Origin of the sequence: Streptomyces sp. NBC_01460, from assembly GCF_036227405.1 — a bacterium.
GTDB lineage: Bacteria > Actinomycetota > Actinomycetes > Streptomycetales > Streptomycetaceae > Streptomyces.
This window is the reverse complement of record NZ_CP109473.1, coordinates 1,308,064-1,327,532: the sequence shown is the minus strand read 5'-3', so window position 1 is coordinate 1,327,532 and position 19,469 is coordinate 1,308,064. Positions and strand designations below refer to the sequence as shown.

Sequence of the window (19,469 nt, the reverse complement as noted above, 5' to 3'; positions counted from 1 at the left end):
GGGGTCAACTCCTCGCCCCGGGCGTCGCCGGGTCGATCCGGCGGGCCGGATTGCCGCCCCACAGCGCGTGCGGCGGGACTGTCTCGCCCTTCATCAGGAAGGAGTCCGGAGCGAGCTCCGCTCCGGCGCCGATCGTGACGCCGTAGTGGACGAAGGCTCCGACGCCGAGCGTGCAGCCGGCCCCGATGGTGGAGCGGTCGGACTTGAAGGCGCCGTCCTCCTGCGAGTGGCACTGGACGACACTTCCGGTGTTCAGGGTGGCGCCGTCCCCGATGGCGACCATGGAGCGCTCCGTCAGGGAGCAGCCGTCGTCGAAGACCCTGCGTCCGATCCGCACGCCCAGCAGACGCCAGACCAGACTCTTGAACGGGGTCCCGTTGAAGGCCTGGAGATAGGTCTCCGAGGGCACCTTCCAGAAGCGTTCGCGCTGCCAGAACCGGGGGTCGTAGATCGAACAGAACAGGGGGCCCGGCGGGTGGAGGGCGGTGACCGCGCGCTCCACGAGGATGAAGTACACGGCGCCGAGGAGCACGACGAGGATGTTGCCCAGGGCGATCGCCACCGCGCCGACCGAGGTGTAGAGCTCGGCGGATCCCGACGCGACCAGGGTGCACACGAAGACGAAGATCCACCGGACCAGCAGGTACAGCCCCATGGTGGCGCCGTTGTGCCTGTTCTTGCCCGCCAGACCGCTCGCCAGCTCCTTGCCGCTCTTCATGAGGTCGAAGCTGCTGTCGCGCCGGACCGACCGGGGGATCTCGAAGCTCGGGGAGCCGAGGAGACCGACCCCCTCGCGGATCTCTCCGTCCACCGGGACCATGACCTTGGTCGCCAGCAGGCAGTCGGCGCCGGTCCTGCCCCGGGCGGGGTAGGCGATCCGGTTGCCCAGGAAGTTCTGCGGGCCGATGGCGGTCCGGGACACCCGGAAGGAGGTGCTGGAGAATTCGGCGTTGTTGATCGACAGTCCGTCGGCGACCATCGTGCCCGTCCCGACCGAGCTCAGGAACGGCGTCTCGTGCTTCACCTCGGTCCCGAAGTTCGACCCTGTCTGCTCCACCCGGGAGAGGTCGTAGCCCAGCATGCGGAGGTAGGGGACCACAGCGGAGCTGTCGCCGAACAGACGGGTCAGGAAGCGACGGTTCGTCAGCAGGGTGATCGCGCGGTGCACACCGTAGTGGAAACCGTAGAGGGGGTAGACCCGGTCCGGCGTGATGGTGCGGCTGAGCAGCCGCGGGACGGTGGCGAGGACGAGGAAGCCGAGCGGCACGATCACGAAGACGATGACGAACGAGGCGATCAGGCCGTCGCGGTAGAACTCCCAGCTCGTGAGGACCGTGGATCCCGGTTCGAGCACCGCCCCGAGCTGCGGGGCCTCGGCCAGCAGGATGCCGATCCCGCCGACGGCCAGTGGCAGATACACCAGCAGTGCGCTCAGCAGCTGCGTGACGCTGTGCACCGACCGGCGCACCGGGCCGCAGGCCGCCGGCTCCACCACCGGGTACTCCGTCCCCGCACGTTCCGCCGGTGAGCCGTGCCAGTGTTCGCCCGCGGGTACCGTCTGCCCGCTGTGCAGGGCGGACGCGTGGGCCAGCCGGGCGCCGTCACCGAGCGACGTACCGATGTCGAGCACGGAGGCCTCGGCGACCAGCGCGTCCTTCCCGAGCGTCACGCGGCCCGTCTCGATCACGTCGCCGTGGGCGCGGTAGCAGGTGAAGAAGGAGTCCTTGCGGATGACCGTGGCGTCGCCGACGGTCAACAGGTCGGTGCAGGAGGGCACATGGCGGGAGAAGATCGCGACGCCTGATCCGATGCGCGCGCCCAGCGCCCTGAGGTAGAGCGTGTAGACCGGTGACCCGACGAAGAGGACGAGCGGGTCCGCGCGTACGAGGGTCTTGACGACCCAGAACCGGAAGTACGCCGGACTCCAGATACGGATCCGCTGGGGCTTCCAGCGCCCGACGAGGACCCACTTCACCACGATCGGCAGGGCGGACAGCCCCAGGAACACCGCGGCGCCGAAGACGACGGAGCGGAGATACACGTCGAGGACGCCGGAGCCGGCGGATATCCACTCGTAGCCCCGGACACCCACGAACGCGATGAGGCACGAGTAGGCGACGAAGGTCAGCAACTGCAAGGTCCCGCACAGGACATACCTGGCCCGGCCCGTCGGACCGGCCGGTGCCGGCGCGGGCCGGGACCGGGCGGGGGGTGACGACGGGGCGACGGGTGCGGCGGGGGCGTCCGTCGTCAGTGCGCGCGTCAGGGCGCCGACGGTGGGGTGCGCGTAGACGTCCTTCATCGAGACCGACGGCAGGTCCGCGCGCTTTCTGACCCGCGCGCAGAAATGGGCCATCACCAAGGAGTCGGCACCCAGGTCGTCGAAGAACCGGCTGTCGGCCGGTACGTGATCCAGGTGCATGACGTCGGCCAGCACCCGGGCGAGTGTCTCTTCGGTCGATGCGGCCGTCGCATCGGGCGGTTCCTGCCGCACTTCCTGGCCGCCCCCGGGGCTCGGGGACAGTGTGGCGACCTGATTGCCGGTCATGGGGGCTCCCTCGCGCGATTCCTTCGGTGGCCCGGCGCGTCGATGACGCGCGCGCCGGACTGCGGGCGCATGTGCGTCGGGCAGTGGGCCGGGCCGGGTGATGACCCGGTCCCGGGCAGGCTGCTCGGTGTGCCGAACGCGACTCGATGTGGGCGGTGAGCCGCGTGGGGACTCTCTACAAGGCATTCGGGACCGATGCGGAGAAGGTTTGCCCTTCCGGGGTGGAAATTTCGTATTGGTCACCTATGGGAGTCGGTGCCCCTTGCGTCCCGGTCGGCCGCGCTGCCGGGAGCGGGTCACCGGCTCCTGGGGGGCGTACGGCGAGGAGAGGGCGGCCCGATGCCCTCCAAGAGGTTCACCACCGGCGCGTCGCCATGTCGTCGCAGGCCGGGGCCCTGGGCGCCGGTGAGGGCCCCTGATAGTTTTGTCCCCATGGTCCGATCGTCCCGCGGTGAGGCGAGCCCCGGGATGTGGCGTCGCGAGGTGGGTACCGTGGTGCGCCGGGCGGCGGCGCTCCCGGAGCAGGCGGTGGCCCCGTTCGCCATCGTCGCCGGGCTCCACGTCCCCCGCGTCCCCACGGAGTGGGCGCCGCACGCGCACCCCCGGCACGAGCTCGTCTGGGTCCGCGGGGGGACGCTGACGTCCCGGGTGGAGGACCGGGTCTTCACCGTGTCCGAGGGGTACGGGCTCTGGATGCCCGCCGGGGTGGTGCACGGGGGCCGGGCGACGGCGGGCGCGGAGTTCCACGACGCGTTCTTCGCACCCGACCGCACACCCGCCGCGTTCGCGTTCGAGGAGCCCAGGGCGATCACGATGACGCCGTTGCTCGAGTCGCTGCTGGCCCATCTGTCCCGCACGGACCTCGGCGCGGAGGCCAGGGCGCGGGCGGAGTCGGTGGTGTTCGACGTGCTCCAGCCGTCGGAACGACAGTTCGCGCTCCACCTGCCCGGCGACCCGCGGATCGACGCGATCGCCGAGGCCCTGCTGGACGACCCCGCCGACGACCGCTCCCTGGAGGAGTGGGCCCGGTCGCTGGGGATCAGCGACCGCACGGTCACCCGTGCGTTCCGCCAGGCGACAGGGCTGTCCTTCGCGCAGTGGCGGCAGGTGCTGCGTGTGCACCGGGCGCTGACGCTCCTCTCCGCGGGTCTCGACGTGACGACCGTCTCCGAGACGCTCGGCTACGCGCAGCCCAGCTCCTTCATCGCCGCCTTCCGGCGTGTCATGGGCACCACGCCGGGTGCCTTCTTCGGCAGGGGCGACGGCACCTCCGGAGATGTCCGGAATCCCGTATCGCGTGTCCAGAACTCCTGATTGCCGACATCGCGGGCGGAATATAACCTTCCCGGAGTTAGGTAACCCTTAGTTGTTGCTCGCCGCGAACGGTGCTCTCCGTGCGTGGTGGAGTCTGCTGCCCGTCCGGCGAAAGACCGGACGGAGGGGTGCCGCGGACCCTGCCCCTGCGACCGTCCGGACCCACCCATGTTCAGAAGCCCCTTCCGGCACGCCGGTCGCCCCGCGGCCGGCGCGGCCACGCCGCCCGCCACCGCCCTCGACGGGCACGACCTCGTACTGCGGTACGGCGGCAAGCCGGTCGTCCACGGCGCCTCGCTGGCCCTGCGGCCCGGCCGTGCGACCGCCCTGGTGGGGCCGAACGGCAGCGGGAAGTCGACGCTGCTGCGCGCGCTCTCCCGACTGCACCGGGTGGACGGCGGCCGGGTGACGCTCGGCGGCCCCGAGGGGCTGCCCGAGCGCGACGCCGCCCTCCTCGGCGCCCGTGAGTTCGCCCGCGAGGTCACCCTGTTCTCCCAGTCGAGGCCCGCGCCCCAGGGGCTGACGGTCAGGGAGGTCGTGGCGTTCGGACGCCACCCCTACCGACGTGGCTTCGCCGGACCGACCGCCGAGGACCGGACGGCCGTCGACCACGCCATGGGCGTCACCGGCGTACGGGACATGGCGGGCCGCCCGGTCGGGGAACTCTCCGGCGGCGAGATGCAGCGTGTCTGGCTCGCGGCCTGCCTGGCCCAGGACACGGGCGTCGTGCTGCTGGACGAACCGACCAACCACCTGGACCTGCGCTACCAGATCGAGACGCTCGACCTGGTCCGCGATCTCGTCGAGGAGCACGGCATCGCCGTCGGGATCGTGCTCCACGACCTCGACCAGGCATCCCGTGTCGCGGACACGCTGGTCCTGATGCGCTCCGGCCGCGTCCACGCGGCGGGCGCACCCGCCGACGTCCTCACCGCCGAGAACATCCGCGAGGTCTACGACATCCGCGTCGAGGTCGGCGTCGACCCCCGCACGGGCCGTCTCCGTATCGATCCCCTCGGACGCCACCCCGCCTGAACGGGTCCGCGCCCCGCGGCACCCGACAGGAGCGGCACCTCCGCCGCTCCGCCGAACCACCGGAAAGAAGCCCCCTTCATGAACCGTGCCCGTCTCCTGACGGCGTCAGCCACCGCCGGACTCGTCGTCCTCACCGCCACGGCCTGCGGCACGACCGACGTCGACAAGGCCGCGCCCGGGAACAGCGCCGCCGCGGCACCCGCGTCGAAGAGCTGCGCCGACGACACGACGACCACCTCGACGAAGCCGGTCTCCTTCGAGGACGGCGTCGGCCGGCAGGTGAAGCTCGACAAGCCCGCCCAGCGGATCGCGGTCCTGGAATGGCAGCAGGTCGAGGACGCGCTGACCCTGTGCGTCACTCCCACCGCGGTCTCCGACGCGAAGGGGTACCGCACCTGGGTCAGCGCGGAGAAGCTGCCCGACGGAGTGACGGACATCGGGACCCGTGAGGAGCCCGACCTGGACACCCTCTACGCGGCGAAGCCCGACCTCATCGTCGTGGAGGCGTTCGACGCCGACGACGAGACCCTGAAGAAGCTGGAGAAGCGGGGCGTCCCCGTCATGGCGACACGAGGGGCGAACCCGGACGACCCGATCGGGAACATGCGCGAGGTCTTCAGCATGATCGGCGAGGCGACCGGCCGTACCGAGCGGGCCGACCAGGTGCTCGAGGAGTTCGACGAGCACCTCGCCACGGCGAAGAAGCAGGTCACCGACGCCGATCTCCCGACGAAGGACTTCGTGTTCTTCGACGGATGGCTCGAAGGAGGCAACCTCACCGTCCGCCCCTACAGCGACGGTGCCCTGTTCACCGAGATAGGCAAGGAACTCGGCCTGAAGCCCGCGTGGACCGACGACGTCAACAAGAAGCACGGTGACGGAGGCGTCGACCCCGCCTACGGCCTCGCGCAGACCGACGTCGAGGGACTCACCGCCGTGGGCGACGCCAACCTCTTCTACGCGAACGACGAGGGCGCCGGCGGGTACGTCGGGGCCCTGGCCAAGAACCCGATCTGGAAGACGCTCCCGGCTGTCGGGGAAGGCCGCGCCCACGCCTTCCCGGCGCGGGTGTGGGGCGCCGGCGGTCCGCGCTCCAACGAGCAGGCGATCGACGCCTACGTCGACGTACTCGACAAGAAGTGAGCGCACCGCAGACAGCGACAGCCGGTGGGGAGGCGCTGCCGCGTGCCGAGCGCGGCGGCGGCCCCACCGGGGTGGCCGTCCTGGCCCTCCTTCTCGCCGTGACCGCCCTGGTGGGCATGTGGCACCTGACGCAGGGCACCTCGGGCGTCGGCGTCGGCGACCTGGTGCGCCATCTCGCAGGGGAACGCGAGGACACCGGCGGCCCGCCGGTCGGGGAGATCATCTCCGGCTCGCGCGTCCCGCGCCTGCTCGCCGGAGTGGCCGTGGGCTTCGCCCTCGGCTGCGCCGGCGCGCTGCTCCAGTCCGTCACGCACAACGCGTTGGCCTCCCCCGACACCCTCGCGGTCACGGCCGGGTCCTACTTCACGCTCACCCTCGTCGCCGCCTTCGGCCTCACCGTCCCGCTGTGGGCGTCCGGAGCCGTCGCCTTCGCGGGCGGACTGGTCGCGGCGGCGCTCGTGCTGGCCCTCGCGGGCCGCGCCGCGGGCACCGCGGGCACACGCCTCGTCCTCGCCGGGTCGGCGACCGCGATGGCTCTGGACGCGGCGACCGGGATGCTCCTCATCCTGTTCGACCAGAACACGACCGGACTCTTCGCGTGGGGGAGCGGTTCGCTCGCCCAGCTGAACATCGACGCGTCCCTGCGCGCCGTTCCCCTCGTGGTCGTGGTGCTGTGCGCGGCCCTGGCACTGTCCCGGCGGCTGGACGTGATGAACCTCGGCGACGACGCCGCCTCCACCCTCGGGGTGCCGATCCGCACCACCCGGGTGACCGCCGTGCTCTGCGCGGTGCTCCTGACCAGCACGGCGGTGACCCTCGCCGGCCCGATCGCCTTCGTCGGCCTCGGCGCCCCCGTCCTCGCCCGGCTGGTCGCCGGAAAGGTCCGGGCGCTGCGCCGGCACCTCTTCCTGGTGCCCGCCGCCGGGCTGCTCGGCGCGCTGCTCATCCTCGTCGCGGACGCGACCCTGCGCGCGGTGCAGGGCGCCGACGGGGCGGCCTCCATCCCCACCGGCGTGCCGACCGCGCTGCTCGGCTCCGTCGTGATCGTGGTCCTCGCGCTCCGCCTCCGGGACACGGGTCAGCTGCGGCAACCCCCGCACGCCCGGGTCGCCGCGCGGTCGACCCGCGCGTTCCTCCTCGTCGTGCTCGGGGCGCTGGTCCTCCTCGCGGGGGCGGTCCTCGTGGCCGTCCTGGCGGGAAGCCTCTGGCTGCGGACGGGCGACGTCGCCCTCTGGGCCCGGGGCGCCGCACCCGGGCTGATCGGCCAGGCGATCGACGACCGGGTCCCGCGCGTGGCCGCCGCCGTCCTGGCCGGCGCGGCGCTCGGCCTGGCCGGATGCGTCGTACAGGGCGCGGTGCGCAACCCGCTGGCGGAACCGGGGGTGCTCGGCATCACGGCGGGCGCCGGGCTGGGCGCCGCGAGCGTCGTCACCTCCGGGACCCCCGGTGGGAGGCCGGTGCTCATCGCGGCCGCGGTCGCGGCCGGGCTGGCCACCTTCGCGGTGATCGCCCTGCTGTCCTGGCGCGGCGGATTCCTGCCCGACCGGTTCGTCCTGATCGGCATCGGCTGCGGTTACGGCCTCAGCTCGATCACCACCTTCCTCCTGCTGCGCGCCGACCCGTACCACACGCCCCGCATCTTCACGTGGCTCTCCGGCACGACCTACGGGCGCACGATGCCCGACGTGGTGCCGGTCGCGGTGGCCCTGGCACTGGCTCTCCCCGTACTGCTCGCCATGCGCGGCCGGCTCGACCTGCTCGCCGTCGACGAGGACACCCCGCGCATCGTCGGCGTCCGGCCGGCGGGCACGCGCTTCGTCGCCCTGTCGATCGCCGCGGTCCTGGCGGCGCTCAGCGTGGTCGCCGTCGGTGTCGTCGGCTTCGTGGGGCTCGTCGCCCCGCACCTCGCCCGCTCGCTGGTGGGCGCCCGGCACGGCCGCGCGATCCCGGTCGCGATGCTGCTCGGCGCCCTGCTGGTCTGCGTGGCCGACGCCCTCGGCCGCACACTCGTCGCCCCCGCCCAGGTACCGGCGGGCCTGATGATCGCCCTGGTCGGCGGTCCGTACTTCGTGTGGGTGCTCCGGAAGTCCCGCGCATGACGGACGGCAGCGCACCGGTTCCGCCCCACGTCCCCTCCGATCCGCAAGGAGCGCCGGAATGCCCCTCGACCAGGGAACACCCGTGAGAAGCATTGTCGTCCCGTACGAGTCCGACGCCCCGCCGGACCGGCTGGGGCGGCTCGGTCACCGCGAGGTGGCGGAGCGCTGGCGCGCGGTGGACCGCTCCGCCCACGCCCCCCACATCGTGGCCGTCCCCGCGGACGACGGCGACGGATGGACCGCTGCCGCGCTCGTGACGGCGCGCCCCCGCACGGCCTACCTGAAGATCGTCGATGCCGTCGGCGACGTGCCCGCGGCCGTCGGAGCCGTCGTCGCCCACGCACACGGCCAAGGGCTCGCGCAGGTCAAGTGGGAAGGGTGGACGGCCGTCCCCGGGGACGCCGCTGCCGCCGGCTTCACCGCGTTGCGCCCGCCGCTCGCTCAGGTGGAGGGCGCGGACGGGCCCACCACCGGATACGTCCGCTGGCTGAGCGACGGCGAGGTGAGCGAGCCCCCGTACTACCGGCAGAGCACGCACTTCACGTGCGGCGCCGTCACCGCGCTGGTCGCCCAGGCGCACGCGGGGGCCCTGGAACGGGAGGAGTTCGACCGCGGCGCGGAGCTGACGCTGTGGCGCGACGCGACCAACTTCCCCGCGTGCGAGCCCGTCCGGCTGGGCCTCGCCGTACAGCGGGCGTGGCCGTCGTCCCCCGTAACGGTCCACCTCGACGTGGACCGCCCCGTCCTGCTCGACCACTACCCGGAGAGCGAGCAGGAGTGGCGCGCCCTGCTCCAGCGCGCGTCGCGTGAGGACGCCGGACGGATCGGTGTCCCGGTCGACGCGGATCACCTCTCCCTGGCCGCGATCCGCGGCGCGATCGGCAGGGAGGAGCACGTGCTGCTCCTGGTCTCGCTCGCCGGGATGCAGGGGTTCGACGTGCCGCACTGGGTGCTCTGCCACGGCGCCGTCCCCGGCGCCCTGGTGATCGAGGACCCGTGGGCCAACGCGGCGGCGGGGGACACCTGGGTCGACGCCCATCTGCTGCCCGTCCCCGACGCCTCGCTCGACGAGATGTCCACCCTCTCGGACGACCGCTTCCGCGGTGCCGTGACCATCGGCCGCCCGCAGCGGTGAGGCGTCCCCTCCGGGCAGTCGTGGCCGCCCTGGAACACCGTCAGACACGGCTCCGCGCCGGGTCAGGCTCCGAGAGCGGCACGGCTGCCCGGCGGGGGAGCAGCAGCGGGGTCGCGAGCAGGAGCACGCCGGCCAGGCCGATGGCGGTACGCGGGCCGAGCAGGCCGCCCAGCACACCCCACACGGCTGTCAGGAGAGCCGTGCCGGCCTTGGTCGTCACCGCCCACGCGGACAGCGTGCGGGTGACCCGGTCGGTCGCGGTGCGCCGGAGCCGGCAGGTGGCCTGGACCGGGTTGAAGATCCCGCAGCAGAGGATGAGCCCGGACTCGACGCCGATGACGAGCACCAGCCCTCCGGTCCCCGGCCCCACGAACGCCAGGCCGACGGGCCAGACCGCGCGCAGGGCCCCGGCTGTGACGAGGACCCGGTGCTCTCCGAACCGGGCGACGAGCGGCCGGGCCAGCCGCGCGCCGAGCAGCCCGCCGACCGAGGGCGCGGCGAAGGCGAGGCCGTACTCCCACGGGGCGAAGCCGAGCCGGCCGAGCATCAGGACGGCGAGCAGCGGCGAGGTGGCCATCACCAGGCCGTTGAACAGGGCGGTGTTGAAGAACAGCGGACGCAGTGCCGCGTCGCCGAGGATGTACCGCCAGCCGTCGAGGAGGTCTCCCGCCCGCATGCGGACGGCCTCCCGGCGTTCCGGCGGCGGCTCGCTCCCGCCCGTCGCGCGGATGCCCAGGGCCGAGAGCAGACAGCTGACCGCGTCGGCCACCACCGTCGCCACCGGGCCGAGGAGCCCGATCGCCATGCCACCCAGCGGCGGTCCGACGATCGTGGTGGTCCAGGACGTGGACTCGAACCGGGCGTTGGCCACGAGCAGGTCCTCGGCGGGCAGCAGCGTCTTCACGTAGGCGCCCGACGCGGCGCGGAAGGTGATGTCGGCCGCCGCGACGACGGCGGAGACCAGCAGGAGCTGGAGGAAGGTGAGGACGCCGAGCGCGAACGCGGCGGGAACCGTCAGCAGCGCCGCGAACCGCACCAGGTCCATCGAGATCAGCACGGGCCGCTTGCGCCTGAACTCGACCCACGGGCCGAGCGGCACCGCCACCACCGCGCCCACCGCGGCCCCCACCGAGGAGAGCGCGGCGACCTCGGCCGGTCCTGAGTGCAGCACCTGGACGGCGATCAGGGGGAAGGCGCCGAAGGCGAGCCAGGTACCGAGCGCACTGGTCCCGTACGCTGCCCAGAGCCACCCGAACGGCCGCCCCAGCCGGTGCCCGTTGCCCATGCCCGACGCCTCTCACCCGTACAACCGTTCCGCCATCGGGAGCATCAAAGCGAGTGCCGTACCAGGGGATCAAACAACCACCTGGGCGTCCGGCACAACCAACGGTTGTGTCCGTAGGGTGTCGGCATGGACCTCGACACCGTCCGGACCTTCGTCACCGCCGCCGACGCGGGGCAGTTCCAGGAGGCCGCCGCCGAGCTCGCGGTCACCCAGCAGGCCGTCTCCAAGCGCATCGCCGCCCTGGAACGCACCCTCGGGGTGCGGCTCTTCACCCGCACTCCGCGCGGTGCCGAGCTCACCATCGACGGGCAGGCGTTCCTGCCGCACGCGCGCGAGCTGCTGCGCGTCGCCGAGCGGGCGGCCACGTCCGTGCGCACCGGCCGCCGGCCGCTGCGCGTCGACATCATCGCCTCGCGCGTCGCGGCCTCGGGCCTGATGCGCGGATTCCACCGCGCACACCCCGAGATCGAGCTCGACGTGGTGATGCTGCACGACATCGAGACGGCCGTCGCCGCGATCCGGTCCGGGGAGATCGACGCGACCTTCCGCGCCGTCGCCGCGCCCGGCCGGCCGCTCCCCGACGACATCCAGTCCGTCCGGGTGCTCGACGAGGAGCTCCAGCTCCTCACCGGCCCCGCCCACGCGCTCGCGGGCGCCCGGTCGGTGACCGTCGCGCAGCTCGCCGGGCACCGGATCTGGATGCCCGGCATCGTGCCCGGCACGGAGTGGGCCGCCTACTACGACGACCTCGTCGCCGCGTTCGGTCTCACCATCGAGGCGACCGGCCCCAACTTCGGGTCCGACGCGCTCCTCGACACCGTGGCCGACACACCGGCCCTGGCCACCTTCATGGGCGGGCACACCCGCCTGGTCTGGCCCTCCGGCCACGGGCTGCGCCGCATCCCGGTGACCGGCCCGACGCCCGTCTATCCGCACTCGCTCCTGTGGCACCGCGACAACCCCCACCCGGCGCTGGCCACGCTCCGCTCCCACCTCGCCGACGCGACGGCCGGCCATGACGCCGCCGGGACCTGGACGCCGAGCTGGGTGTTCAGGCGCTGAAAGCGGCCCGGTCACGGGGACGGGCCGTAACCCCGGGCCGGCCGGTCTCCGGAACGTATCGCGCGCGTATCGAGAACCGCATACGCCACCGCAACGCCCCTCCGCCCGCGATGGGGACACGAACCCCCACCCAGAGGGCGTCGGCCCCGGTGCACCGCATCGTCCGCGCCCATGACGGGACCCTCGACCTCGTCCCCCGCCCCGCCGGCGGCCTCCTCGTCACCGTCCGGCTCCCGGGCACGCCGTAGTCGTCCCGGCCCTTCGGGGGTGTGACGTGTGGTCGACGTCTTCAGGAGACGGACCCGCCGGCCAGTCTCCTCTCCCAGAACACCTCGTCGTGCCAGGCGCCGTCGGCGTGGAAGTGGTCGTGGGCGATGCCCCAGGAACGGAATCCGTGCTTGCGGAGGACCGCCTGGGACGCGACGTTGTCCAGCCGGGTGTGTGCTTCCAGCCGGTGGAGATCCAGCTCGTCCTCGGCGATCCGCAGCGCGAGGCCGACGGCACGGCTCGTGTGTCCGCGGCCCTGGTGGAGGGAGGAGACCCAGTAGCCGAGGTACCCCTTCTGGAACGGGCCGCGCAGGATCGAGCTGATGCTGATCTGGCCGATCACGGTCTCGCCGGAGACCATGACGCCGGGCCATGCGAGTCCCCTGGTGTGCGAGGCCAGCAGGGAGTCGACGACCGAGGCCTGCCCCTCCGGCGTGTAGAAGTCCGCGGGCCGGGCGGGCAGCCAGCGCGCGTACGCCTGTGCGTCCCGGGCGAGCAGGCCGGAGAGCGCGGGACCGTCGGAGGGGTCGATCAGGCGAATCGACGTGGCGTTCACGGGTGCTCCGCGGTCTGGTCGGCTTCGGCAGCCGGCCGTCGAGCCGGCGTGCTGCGGGGCGCGCCACACTACGCCGCCGCAGGCCCGGTCTCTCCGCGGGGGCCGGTGCCGGGACGCGCGCACGGGGACGTCGCTCCCGGACCCACCTCTACGATGGGCGCATGGCTTCACGCGCGGGTTCAGCAGGTGCGATTCATCTGCAGGAGGAGAAGGCGGGGGAGCGGCTGGACGTCGCCGCGTCGGTCCTGGCCCTGCTCGCGGACCGTACGCGCCTGGCCCTGCTGCAGCGGCTCGGGCAGGGCGAGGCCGATGTGACCACGCTGACCGAGGCGTGCGGTGCCGCCCGGACCTCCGTCAGCCAGCACCTGGCCAAGCTGCGTCTCGCCGGCCTGGTCGCGACCCGCAAGGACGGTCGCAGGGTCGTCTACTCCCTGCGCCACGGCCATCTGCGCCGCCTGGTCGACGAGGCGTTGAGCGTCGCCGACCACCAGATCAGGGCTCTGCCGCCCCACGACTGACCGGACTTCACCCTGAGGGGGCGGCGGTGGCCTGAAGACAACATGTGCGCAGGTGTGCACATGTTGTCTAATGGCATGGTCTCCTCACGTCGATCAGGGACGGGGCCGATGCTCTCCGTGATGCGCAACCGCACCTACCGCCACCTGTTCACCGCACAGGTCGTCGCCCTGGTGGGCACCGGACTTGCCACCGTCGCGCTGAGCCTGCTCGCCTACGACATCGCGGGCCGTGGCGCCTCGGCCGTCCTGGGGACCGCCCTGGCGATCAAGATGGTCGCCTACGTGGGCGTCGCCCCCCTGGCGGGTGCCTTCGCCGACCGCGTGCCGCGCCGCACGCTGCTGGTGGCGGCGGACGTCACCCGGGCCGGTGTCGCGCTCGCCCTGCCGTTCGTCACCCAGGTGTGGCAGATCTACGTCCTGATCCTCCTCCTGCAGGCGGCGTCCGCGGTGTTCACCCCGGCCTTCCAGGCCACGATCCCCGAAGTGCTGCCCGAGGAACGCGACTACACCCGGGCCCTCTCGTTGTCCCGGCTCGCCTACGATCTCGAGAGCCTGTTCAGCCCCGCGCTCGCCGCCGGCCTGCTGACCCTCATCTCCTCCAACTGGCTGTTCGCCGGGACCGCGGCCGGCTTCCTCGCCTCCGCGGCCCTCGTCGTCTCCGTGGCGTTGCCGAAACCCGCCGCGCCGGAACACCCGGGGGGTGCCCGTGCCAGGGCGGTCCGCGGGACCCGCCTGTTCCGGGCGACCCCGCGGCTGCGGGCCCTGCTCGCGCTCGACCTCGCCGTCGCGGCGACCGGGGCGATCGTCTTCGTCGACACCGTCGTCCTCGTACGGGACCACTTCCACCGCCCCGACAGCGCGCTGTCCCTCGCGCTCGGCGCCTACGGTGCGGGATCCGTCGCCGCCGCGCTGCTCCTGCCCCGTCTGCTGCACAGGGCCGGAGACCGCGCGGTCATGCTCACGGCCGGCGGCATGCTCCCCGTCACCCTCGTCGCGGTCGCCGCCCTCAGCGCCGCCGCGCCGAGCACCTGGTCGTGGGCGGCGGTCCTCGCCGTCTGGGCGCTGATCGGCGCGGCTTCCTCCGCCGTCCTCACACCGGGCGGCCGGGTCATCCGCCGCTCCGTCACCACCCCCGACCTGCCCGCCGCCTTCAGCACCCAGTTCTCCCTCTCCCACGGCTGCTGGCTGCTGACCTACCCGCTCGCGGGGTGGCTCGCCGCCGGTGCGGGTCTCCCGGTCACCGCCGTCGTCCTCGGCGCCGTCGCCCTCGCCGCGACCCTCGCCGCCACCGCGCTCTGGCCCGTGGGTGACCCGGCCCAGCTCGACCACGTCCACGCCGGACTGGAGCCCGGCCATCCGCACCTGACCGGAGCGAGCCCCACCCGGGACGGCTGGCGGCACCGGCACCACTACGCCATCGACCGGTACCACCCCACCTGGCCGTCGCCGGGGCGGGCCGCGTCGCGGCCCTGAAGGTGACGCCCCGGCGCTCAGGCGCCGTTCACCCCGGACCCGAGGTCCAGCCACAGCTCGGTGAACCGGTCGAGCAGGCCGGCCGCCCTGGTCACGTCGTCCGTCAGCGGCCGGTCGGCCAGCTCCGCGTCGAGCGCGGCGTCCGCCAGCTCGAAGGCACGGCCGACGGGCAGCTCCGGATCGAGCCGCATGTCGCGCTGGCGCAACGCCCGTACCGCTGAGACGAGTTCGCAGCCCACGACGAGCCGGTACGCCGCGCAGGCGCGCAGCGTCTGGCGGGCCGCGAGCGAGGCGAAGCTGGCCTGCTCCTCGACGCCCCGCGAGAGCACCGCGTGGCCGAGGGAGGCGGGCGCCGAGAAGGCCCGCAGGTCGCCGAGGGCCGCCCCTGCGGCGTATTCGAGGATCATCACGCCCGACGACGCGGGCTCGCCGTCCGCGAGGAACGGCCGCAGGCGGGTGAAGCCCGGCTCGTTCAGCGTCGAGAGGCGCGAGGTCGACAGACGTGCCGCCTGTGTCACCGCCAGCCTGAAGTGGTCGAGCGAAAGGGCGAGTTGGGCGAGGTAGAAGCCGCCGTGGTGGTAGGCGGCCCGGTCGTCCGCCGAGATCAGCGGGTTCTCGGCCGCCGCGTTGATCTCGACCGTGAGGACGTCTTCGAGCGCGTCCGCCGCATCGTGCGCAGGCCCGTGGATCTGCGGTACGCAGCGGAAGCCGTACGGGTCCTGGATCCGGCCGAGTGGAGGTGTGGGGCGGTCGGGTGCGCCGAGCAGCCGCCGCATCCGCTCCGCGACCGCGTACGACCCCGCGTGCCGTCGTGCCTCGTGCACGGGCAGCGCGTACGCCTCGTACGAACCGTCGATCGCCATCAGGGACAGCGCGGCCACCACCTGGGTGGCCGCGATCAGGCCGCGCAGCTCGTGCAGCGCGAGCGCGGACTGGCCGAGGGTGAGGGCGTTGCTGCTGATCAGGGCAAGGGCGTCGTTGTTGTCCAGGGGCTGCGGGCCGGGGGCCGCACCCGACCCCTCCCAGGGGTGTTCGCCCGCCAGCGCGAGACCCATCTGGGCGAGGGCGGCGATGTCGCCGGTGCCGACCGAACCGAATTCGTTGACCTTGGGGTAGGCACCCGTCCCCAGGGCCTCGCAGAGGGCCGTGACGACGGTCGGCCGCAGGCCGGCACCACCGGCCAGCAGCTGGTTGGCGCGGACCGCGAGCATGGCGCGCACCTGTCGTGCGGGCAGCTCCTCACCGATCGCCCCGGCGTGGCTGCGCAGGAGCCGCAGGCCGTGATCGGCTGCCGCCTCCGTGGGCACGGACTCATTCCGGTTGGCGCCCACGCCGGTGGAGCGGCCGTAGACACGACCCCACGAGGCGATCTCCCGCGCGGCGTTCCACGATGCCTCCACGCGCTTCATCCCGTCCTCTCCCGGAACGGGTTTTGCGGTGGATTCGGCCATGCGTACGACATCTGCGACCATCAGTCCTCGGCCGTCCAGGACGACGGTCGCACTGCTGGTGTCGGTCGCCCTGTCCGCGATACGAGACGACATCACTCGTGATTCCTCCTCAACCGGGCGTTCCGTCTCGCTCTACAGCCATGAGTAACCAGGGATTTACGCCTGAGCGGCGACGAACTATTGACAATCTATTCAGTCACCAAGAAGTCTGCATGACGATATACAGCCGGGCAAGGGACTCCTCATGATCCAATTCGATACGGTCCACAAGCGCTTCCCGAACGGCACAACCGCGGTGCACGACCTCACCCTCGAGATGCCGGAAGGGGGCGTGACCGTCCTCGTCGGGTCTTCCGGTTGCGGCAAGACGACGACGCTCCGCATGATCAACCGGATGGTCGATCCGACCTCCGGGACGATCAGGGTCAACGGCAAGGACGTCCTGGAGCAGGACGCCGCCGAGCTGCGCCGCTCCATCGGTTACGTGATCCAGCAGTCCGGGCTCTTCCCGCACCGCACGGTCCTGGACAACATCGCGACCGTGCCGCTGCTGCTCGGCTGGGGCCGCAGGAAGGCCCGGGCGCGGGCGGCCGAACTCCTGGAGACGGTCGGCCTCGCCGCCGACGCCGGGAAGCGCTACCCCCACCAGCTCTCCGGCGGTCAGCAGCAGCGGGTCGGCGTGGCCCGCGCGCTCGCCGCCGACCCGCCCGTGCTGCTGATGGACGAGCCGTTCGGCGCCGTCGACCCCGTCGTCCGCACCCAGCTCCAGGACGAACTGCTGAGACTCCAGAGGGAGTTGAGCAAGACCATCGTCTTCGTCACGCACGACATCGACGAGGCCGTGCGGCTCGGCGACCGCATAGCCGTCTTCCGCACCGGCGGCCACCTCGTCCAGTGCGCGGGCCCCGCCGAACTCCTGGCCCGCCCCTCGGACGCCTTCGTCGCGGACTTCCTGGGCGCGGAGCGCGGCCTGAAGCTCCTGTCCCTGACGACGCTCGCGGAGGTCCCGCAGGGACCCGCTCCCGAAGGCACCCGCTGGCAGCTGACGCTCGACGCCGCCCGCAAGCCGCTGGCCTGGCGCGACACCGAGACGGACGCGGAGGCCCCGGTCCGGCCGCTGCGGGACACGGACTCCCTCCTCTCGGCGCTCAACGAGTCGATCGCCGCGCCGAGCGCCCTGGTCGCCCGGGTCGACGCGCAGGGCGTCCTCACGGGAGTGACCTCCCGCGCCGACATCCACGACCACGCGGGACACGTGCACAGCGCGGCGAGCACGGTGGCCGCGTGACCGTCGACTGGTCGTGGATATCCGACCACACCGGCGATCTCACCACCCTGACCCTCTCGCACCTCCAGGCCGCCCTCACCGCCGTACTCCTCGGCCTGGCCGTCTCGCTCCCCCTGGCCGTGGTCGCGCACCGGGTGCGCCCGCTGCGCGGATTCCTCCTCGGCCTGTCGAACGTCCTCTTCACCATCCCGTCCATCGCCGTCTTCGTGCTCCTCCTGCCGGTCAGCGGGCTCACCCGCACCACCACCGTCATCGGCCTGACGATCTACACCCTCGTCGTGCTCCTGAGGAACACCGTCGAGGGCCTGGACTCCGTGCCCGCACGGACGAAGGAGGCAGCGAAGGCCATGGGCGCCCGGCCGCTGCGCACCCTGCTCACCGTCGAACTGCCGCTGGCCCTCCCCGTGATCATGGCGGGCGTGCGGATCGCGACGGTGATGGCCATCTCCCTCGTCTCCGTGGCCACGTACATCGGGGACGGCGGACTCGGGCAGCTGTTCACGGACGGCTTCCAGCGCAACTTCCCCACCCCCGTCATCGTCGGCGTCGTCCTCACCCTGCTCCTCGCCCTCGTCGCGGACGCGGCGCTCGTCACCCTCCAGTACGTCCTGACTCCCTGGACGCGCCGTCAGAAGCAGGGGGCCTGAACCGTGTACGAACTCTTCAAGGATCTCGGTGCCTGGCTGGTCAGCGCCGAACAGTGGACCGGGCCCGACGGCATCGGGCACCGCCTCGCCGAGCACCTCCAGTACTCGCTGCTCGCCACGCTCGTCGCCGCCGCCCTCGCGCTGCCGGTCGGCCTGCTCATCGGGCACACCGGGCGCGGTGCCTTCCTCGCCATCAACCTCGCGAGCTTCGGCCGGGCGCTCCCCACGGTCGGGCTCGTCGTGCTGGTCTTCCTCGCCAGCGGACTGTCGATGTGGCCCGTCTACATCGCGCTGGTGGCACTCGCCGTCCCCTCCATCGTCACCAACACCTACGCCGGGATGACCGCCGTCGACCCCGAGGTGCGGGACGCGGCACGCGGCCAGGGGATGCGCCCCCACCAGGTCCTCCTCCAGGTCGAACTGCCCCTGGCGCTCCCCCTGATCATGACCGGGCTCAGGCTCGCGCTCATCCAGGTCGTCGCCACGGCCACCATCGCCGCGTACGTCTCCTTCGGCGGGCTCGGCCGCTACGTCTTCGACGGCCTGGCCCAGCGCGACCTCGTCCAGGTGCTCGGCGGCGCCGTGCTCGTGGCGGTCGTCGCCGTCGTCCTCGATCTCGCGCTCTCCGCACTCCAGCGCGCCCTCTTCCGCCACCGCCCCGCCACGACTGCCCAGGAGCCAGCACGATGAACCGCAGAAACCTCCTCGGCGGGCTCTTCGCCGCCGCCACCGTCCCCGCGCTCGCCTCCTGCGGCAGCGGCATCACCTCGCTCGACGGGCAGGGGTCCGGCGGCGGGGGCGGAGGCTCCAGCAAGGGCGGCGTCACCATCGGCACCGCCAACTTCACCGAGAACCAGGTCCTCGGACACCTCTACGCCGCCGCGCTCGAAGCAGCCGGTGTGAAGGCCACCGTCCGCCCCAACCTCGGCACGCGCGAGATCCTCATCCCCGCCCTGAAGGGCGGCGACATCGACCTCCTGCCCGAGTACCAGGGCGCGCTGCTCCACTACCTGGACCCCGAGGCCGAGGCGACCGAGGAGGGCGAGATGCAGAACGCCCTCGCCATGGCACTCCCGCGAGGCCTGCAGATCCTCCCCTACGGCAGGGCGGAGGACTCCGACGCCTTCGTCGTCACCCGGGAGACCGCCGCGACCTACGGCCTGAAGTCCCTCGCGGACCTCGCGAAGCACAACGGGAAACTCGTCATCGGAGCCGCCCCCGAGGTCAAGAAGCGCACGGTGGGAGCGGTCGGCCTGAAGGACGTCTACGGCGTGGAGTTCAAGGAGTTCAAGTCCCTCGACTCCTCGGGGCCCCTGGTCAAGGGCGCCCTGCGGAAGGGGGACGTCGACGTCGCGAACCTCTTCACCACCGACACCGACATCGCCGCCGAGAAGTGGGTCGTGCTCACCGACCCCAAGAACCTCGTCCCCGGCCAGCGGGTCGTCCCGCTCGTCGCCGACCGCAAGGCCGACTCGACGGTGCGGGCCGCGCTCGCCCGCCTCGGCAACGCGCTGACGACCGAGGACCTCACCGAGCTCAACCGCCTGGTGGACAAGGACAAGAAGGACCCGGAGGACGTCGCGCACGACTGGGCCGCACGGCACGGGATCAGCACGAAGTAGCCCACCCAGCAGCAGGGAGCTCACCG

16 protein-coding genes are annotated in these 19,469 nt (G+C 72.6%); 12 read left to right on the top strand and 4 right to left on the bottom strand.

Features of this window, described 5'->3' with window-relative positions; all coding sequences use genetic code 11:
- Nucleotides 1-4: 4 nt before the first annotated feature.
- Nucleotides 5-2,548 carry a Pls/PosA family non-ribosomal peptide synthetase gene (locus OG488_RS05850; protein ID WP_329226549.1) on the bottom strand — a complete coding sequence of 848 codons (2,544 nt, stop codon included), beginning with the start codon at nt 2,546-2,548 and terminating at the stop codon, nt 5-7.
- A gap of 468 nt (nt 2,549-3,016) precedes the next feature.
- Here OG488_RS05850 and OG488_RS05845 point away from each other — a divergent pair, with 468 nt between their 5' ends.
- From OG488_RS05845 to OG488_RS05825, 5 genes are all read left to right on the top strand, one after another.
- Nucleotides 3,017-3,862 (top strand): helix-turn-helix domain-containing protein, encoded by an 846-nt coding sequence (locus OG488_RS05845; protein ID WP_329238459.1) that lies wholly within the window; start codon nt 3,017-3,019, stop codon nt 3,860-3,862.
- A 168-nt stretch (nt 3,863-4,030) separates the two neighbouring features.
- Nucleotides 4,031-4,897: an ABC transporter ATP-binding protein gene (locus OG488_RS05840; protein WP_329226548.1), complete on the top strand. Its 867-nt coding sequence runs from the start codon at nt 4,031-4,033 to the stop codon at nt 4,895-4,897.
- A 78-nt stretch (nt 4,898-4,975) separates the two neighbouring features.
- Nucleotides 4,976-6,040, top strand: a complete 1,065-nt coding sequence (locus OG488_RS05835) for an iron-siderophore ABC transporter substrate-binding protein (protein WP_329226547.1) — start codon at nt 4,976-4,978, stop codon at nt 6,038-6,040.
- A complete protein-coding gene (locus tag OG488_RS05830) occupies nt 6,037-8,139 on the top strand; it encodes an iron ABC transporter permease (RefSeq protein ID WP_329226545.1) in 2,103 nt (700 codons plus the stop codon). Before OG488_RS05835 ends, OG488_RS05830 begins: the two co-directional genes overlap by 4 nt.
- 58 nt (nt 8,140-8,197) lie before the next feature.
- Nucleotides 8,198-9,274, top strand: a complete 1,077-nt coding sequence (locus OG488_RS05825) for a peptidase C39 family protein (RefSeq protein ID WP_329226542.1) — start codon at nt 8,198-8,200, stop codon at nt 9,272-9,274.
- Between the two features lie 40 nt (nt 9,275-9,314).
- On the opposite strand, the gene OG488_RS05820 is transcribed toward OG488_RS05825, so the two are convergent.
- Entirely contained in the window at nt 9,315-10,559 is a 1,245-nt protein-coding gene (locus OG488_RS05820) for an MFS transporter (RefSeq protein ID WP_329226541.1), read from the bottom strand.
- Nucleotides 10,560-10,685: 126 nt separating this feature from the next.
- Between OG488_RS05820 and OG488_RS05815 the strand changes: the two genes are divergently transcribed.
- Nucleotides 10,686-11,621, top strand: a complete 936-nt coding sequence (locus OG488_RS05815) for a LysR family transcriptional regulator (protein ID WP_329226540.1) — start codon at nt 10,686-10,688, stop codon at nt 11,619-11,621.
- Nucleotides 11,622-11,910: 289 nt separating this feature from the next.
- On the opposite strand, the gene OG488_RS05810 is transcribed toward OG488_RS05815, so the two are convergent.
- Nucleotides 11,911-12,444 (bottom strand): GNAT family N-acetyltransferase, encoded by a 534-nt coding sequence (locus OG488_RS05810; RefSeq protein ID WP_329226538.1) that lies wholly within the window; start codon nt 12,442-12,444, stop codon nt 11,911-11,913.
- A gap of 161 nt (nt 12,445-12,605) precedes the next feature.
- Between OG488_RS05810 and OG488_RS05805 the strand changes: the two genes are divergently transcribed.
- Both OG488_RS05805 and OG488_RS05800 read left to right on the top strand, forming a co-directional pair.
- A complete protein-coding gene (locus OG488_RS05805; protein ID WP_329226537.1) occupies nt 12,606-12,962 on the top strand; it encodes an ArsR/SmtB family transcription factor in 357 nt (118 codons plus the stop codon).
- A 108-nt stretch (nt 12,963-13,070) separates the two neighbouring features.
- Entirely contained in the window at nt 13,071-14,435 is a 1,365-nt protein-coding gene (locus OG488_RS05800; protein WP_329226535.1) for an MFS transporter, read from the top strand.
- Between the two features lie 17 nt (nt 14,436-14,452).
- Here the strand turns inward: OG488_RS05800 and OG488_RS05795 are convergent, their stop codons facing one another.
- The gene (locus tag OG488_RS05795; protein WP_329226533.1) at nt 14,453-15,979 is read right to left on the bottom strand and encodes an aromatic amino acid ammonia-lyase; all 1,527 of its coding nucleotides are present in this window, start codon (nt 15,977-15,979) and stop codon (nt 14,453-14,455) included.
- Nucleotides 15,980-16,130: 151 nt separating this feature from the next.
- On the opposite strand from OG488_RS05795, the gene OG488_RS05790 reads away from it, so the two are divergent.
- Genes OG488_RS05790 through OG488_RS05775 form a run of 4 tightly spaced genes read left to right on the top strand, consistent with a single transcriptional unit; the run spans nt 16,131 to nt 19,443 of the window.
- The gene (locus OG488_RS05790) at nt 16,131-17,174 is read left to right on the top strand and encodes an ABC transporter ATP-binding protein (protein WP_329226531.1); all 1,044 of its coding nucleotides are present in this window, start codon (nt 16,131-16,133) and stop codon (nt 17,172-17,174) included.
- The gene (locus tag OG488_RS05785; RefSeq protein WP_329226529.1) at nt 17,171-17,821 is read left to right on the top strand and encodes an ABC transporter permease; all 651 of its coding nucleotides are present in this window, start codon (nt 17,171-17,173) and stop codon (nt 17,819-17,821) included. The genes OG488_RS05790 and OG488_RS05785 overlap by 4 nt, the downstream gene beginning before the upstream one ends.
- Nucleotides 17,822-17,824: 3 nt before the next feature.
- On the top strand, nt 17,825-18,511 hold the full coding sequence (locus tag OG488_RS05780) for an ABC transporter permease (protein WP_329226528.1): 687 nt from the start codon (nt 17,825-17,827) through the stop codon (nt 18,509-18,511).
- Complete coding sequence (locus OG488_RS05775; RefSeq protein ID WP_329226527.1) at nt 18,508-19,443, top strand: ABC transporter substrate-binding protein; 936 nt, start codon at nt 18,508-18,510, stop codon at nt 19,441-19,443. Before OG488_RS05780 ends, OG488_RS05775 begins: the two co-directional genes overlap by 4 nt.
- The last annotated feature ends 26 nt before the right edge of the window (nt 19,444-19,469 follow it).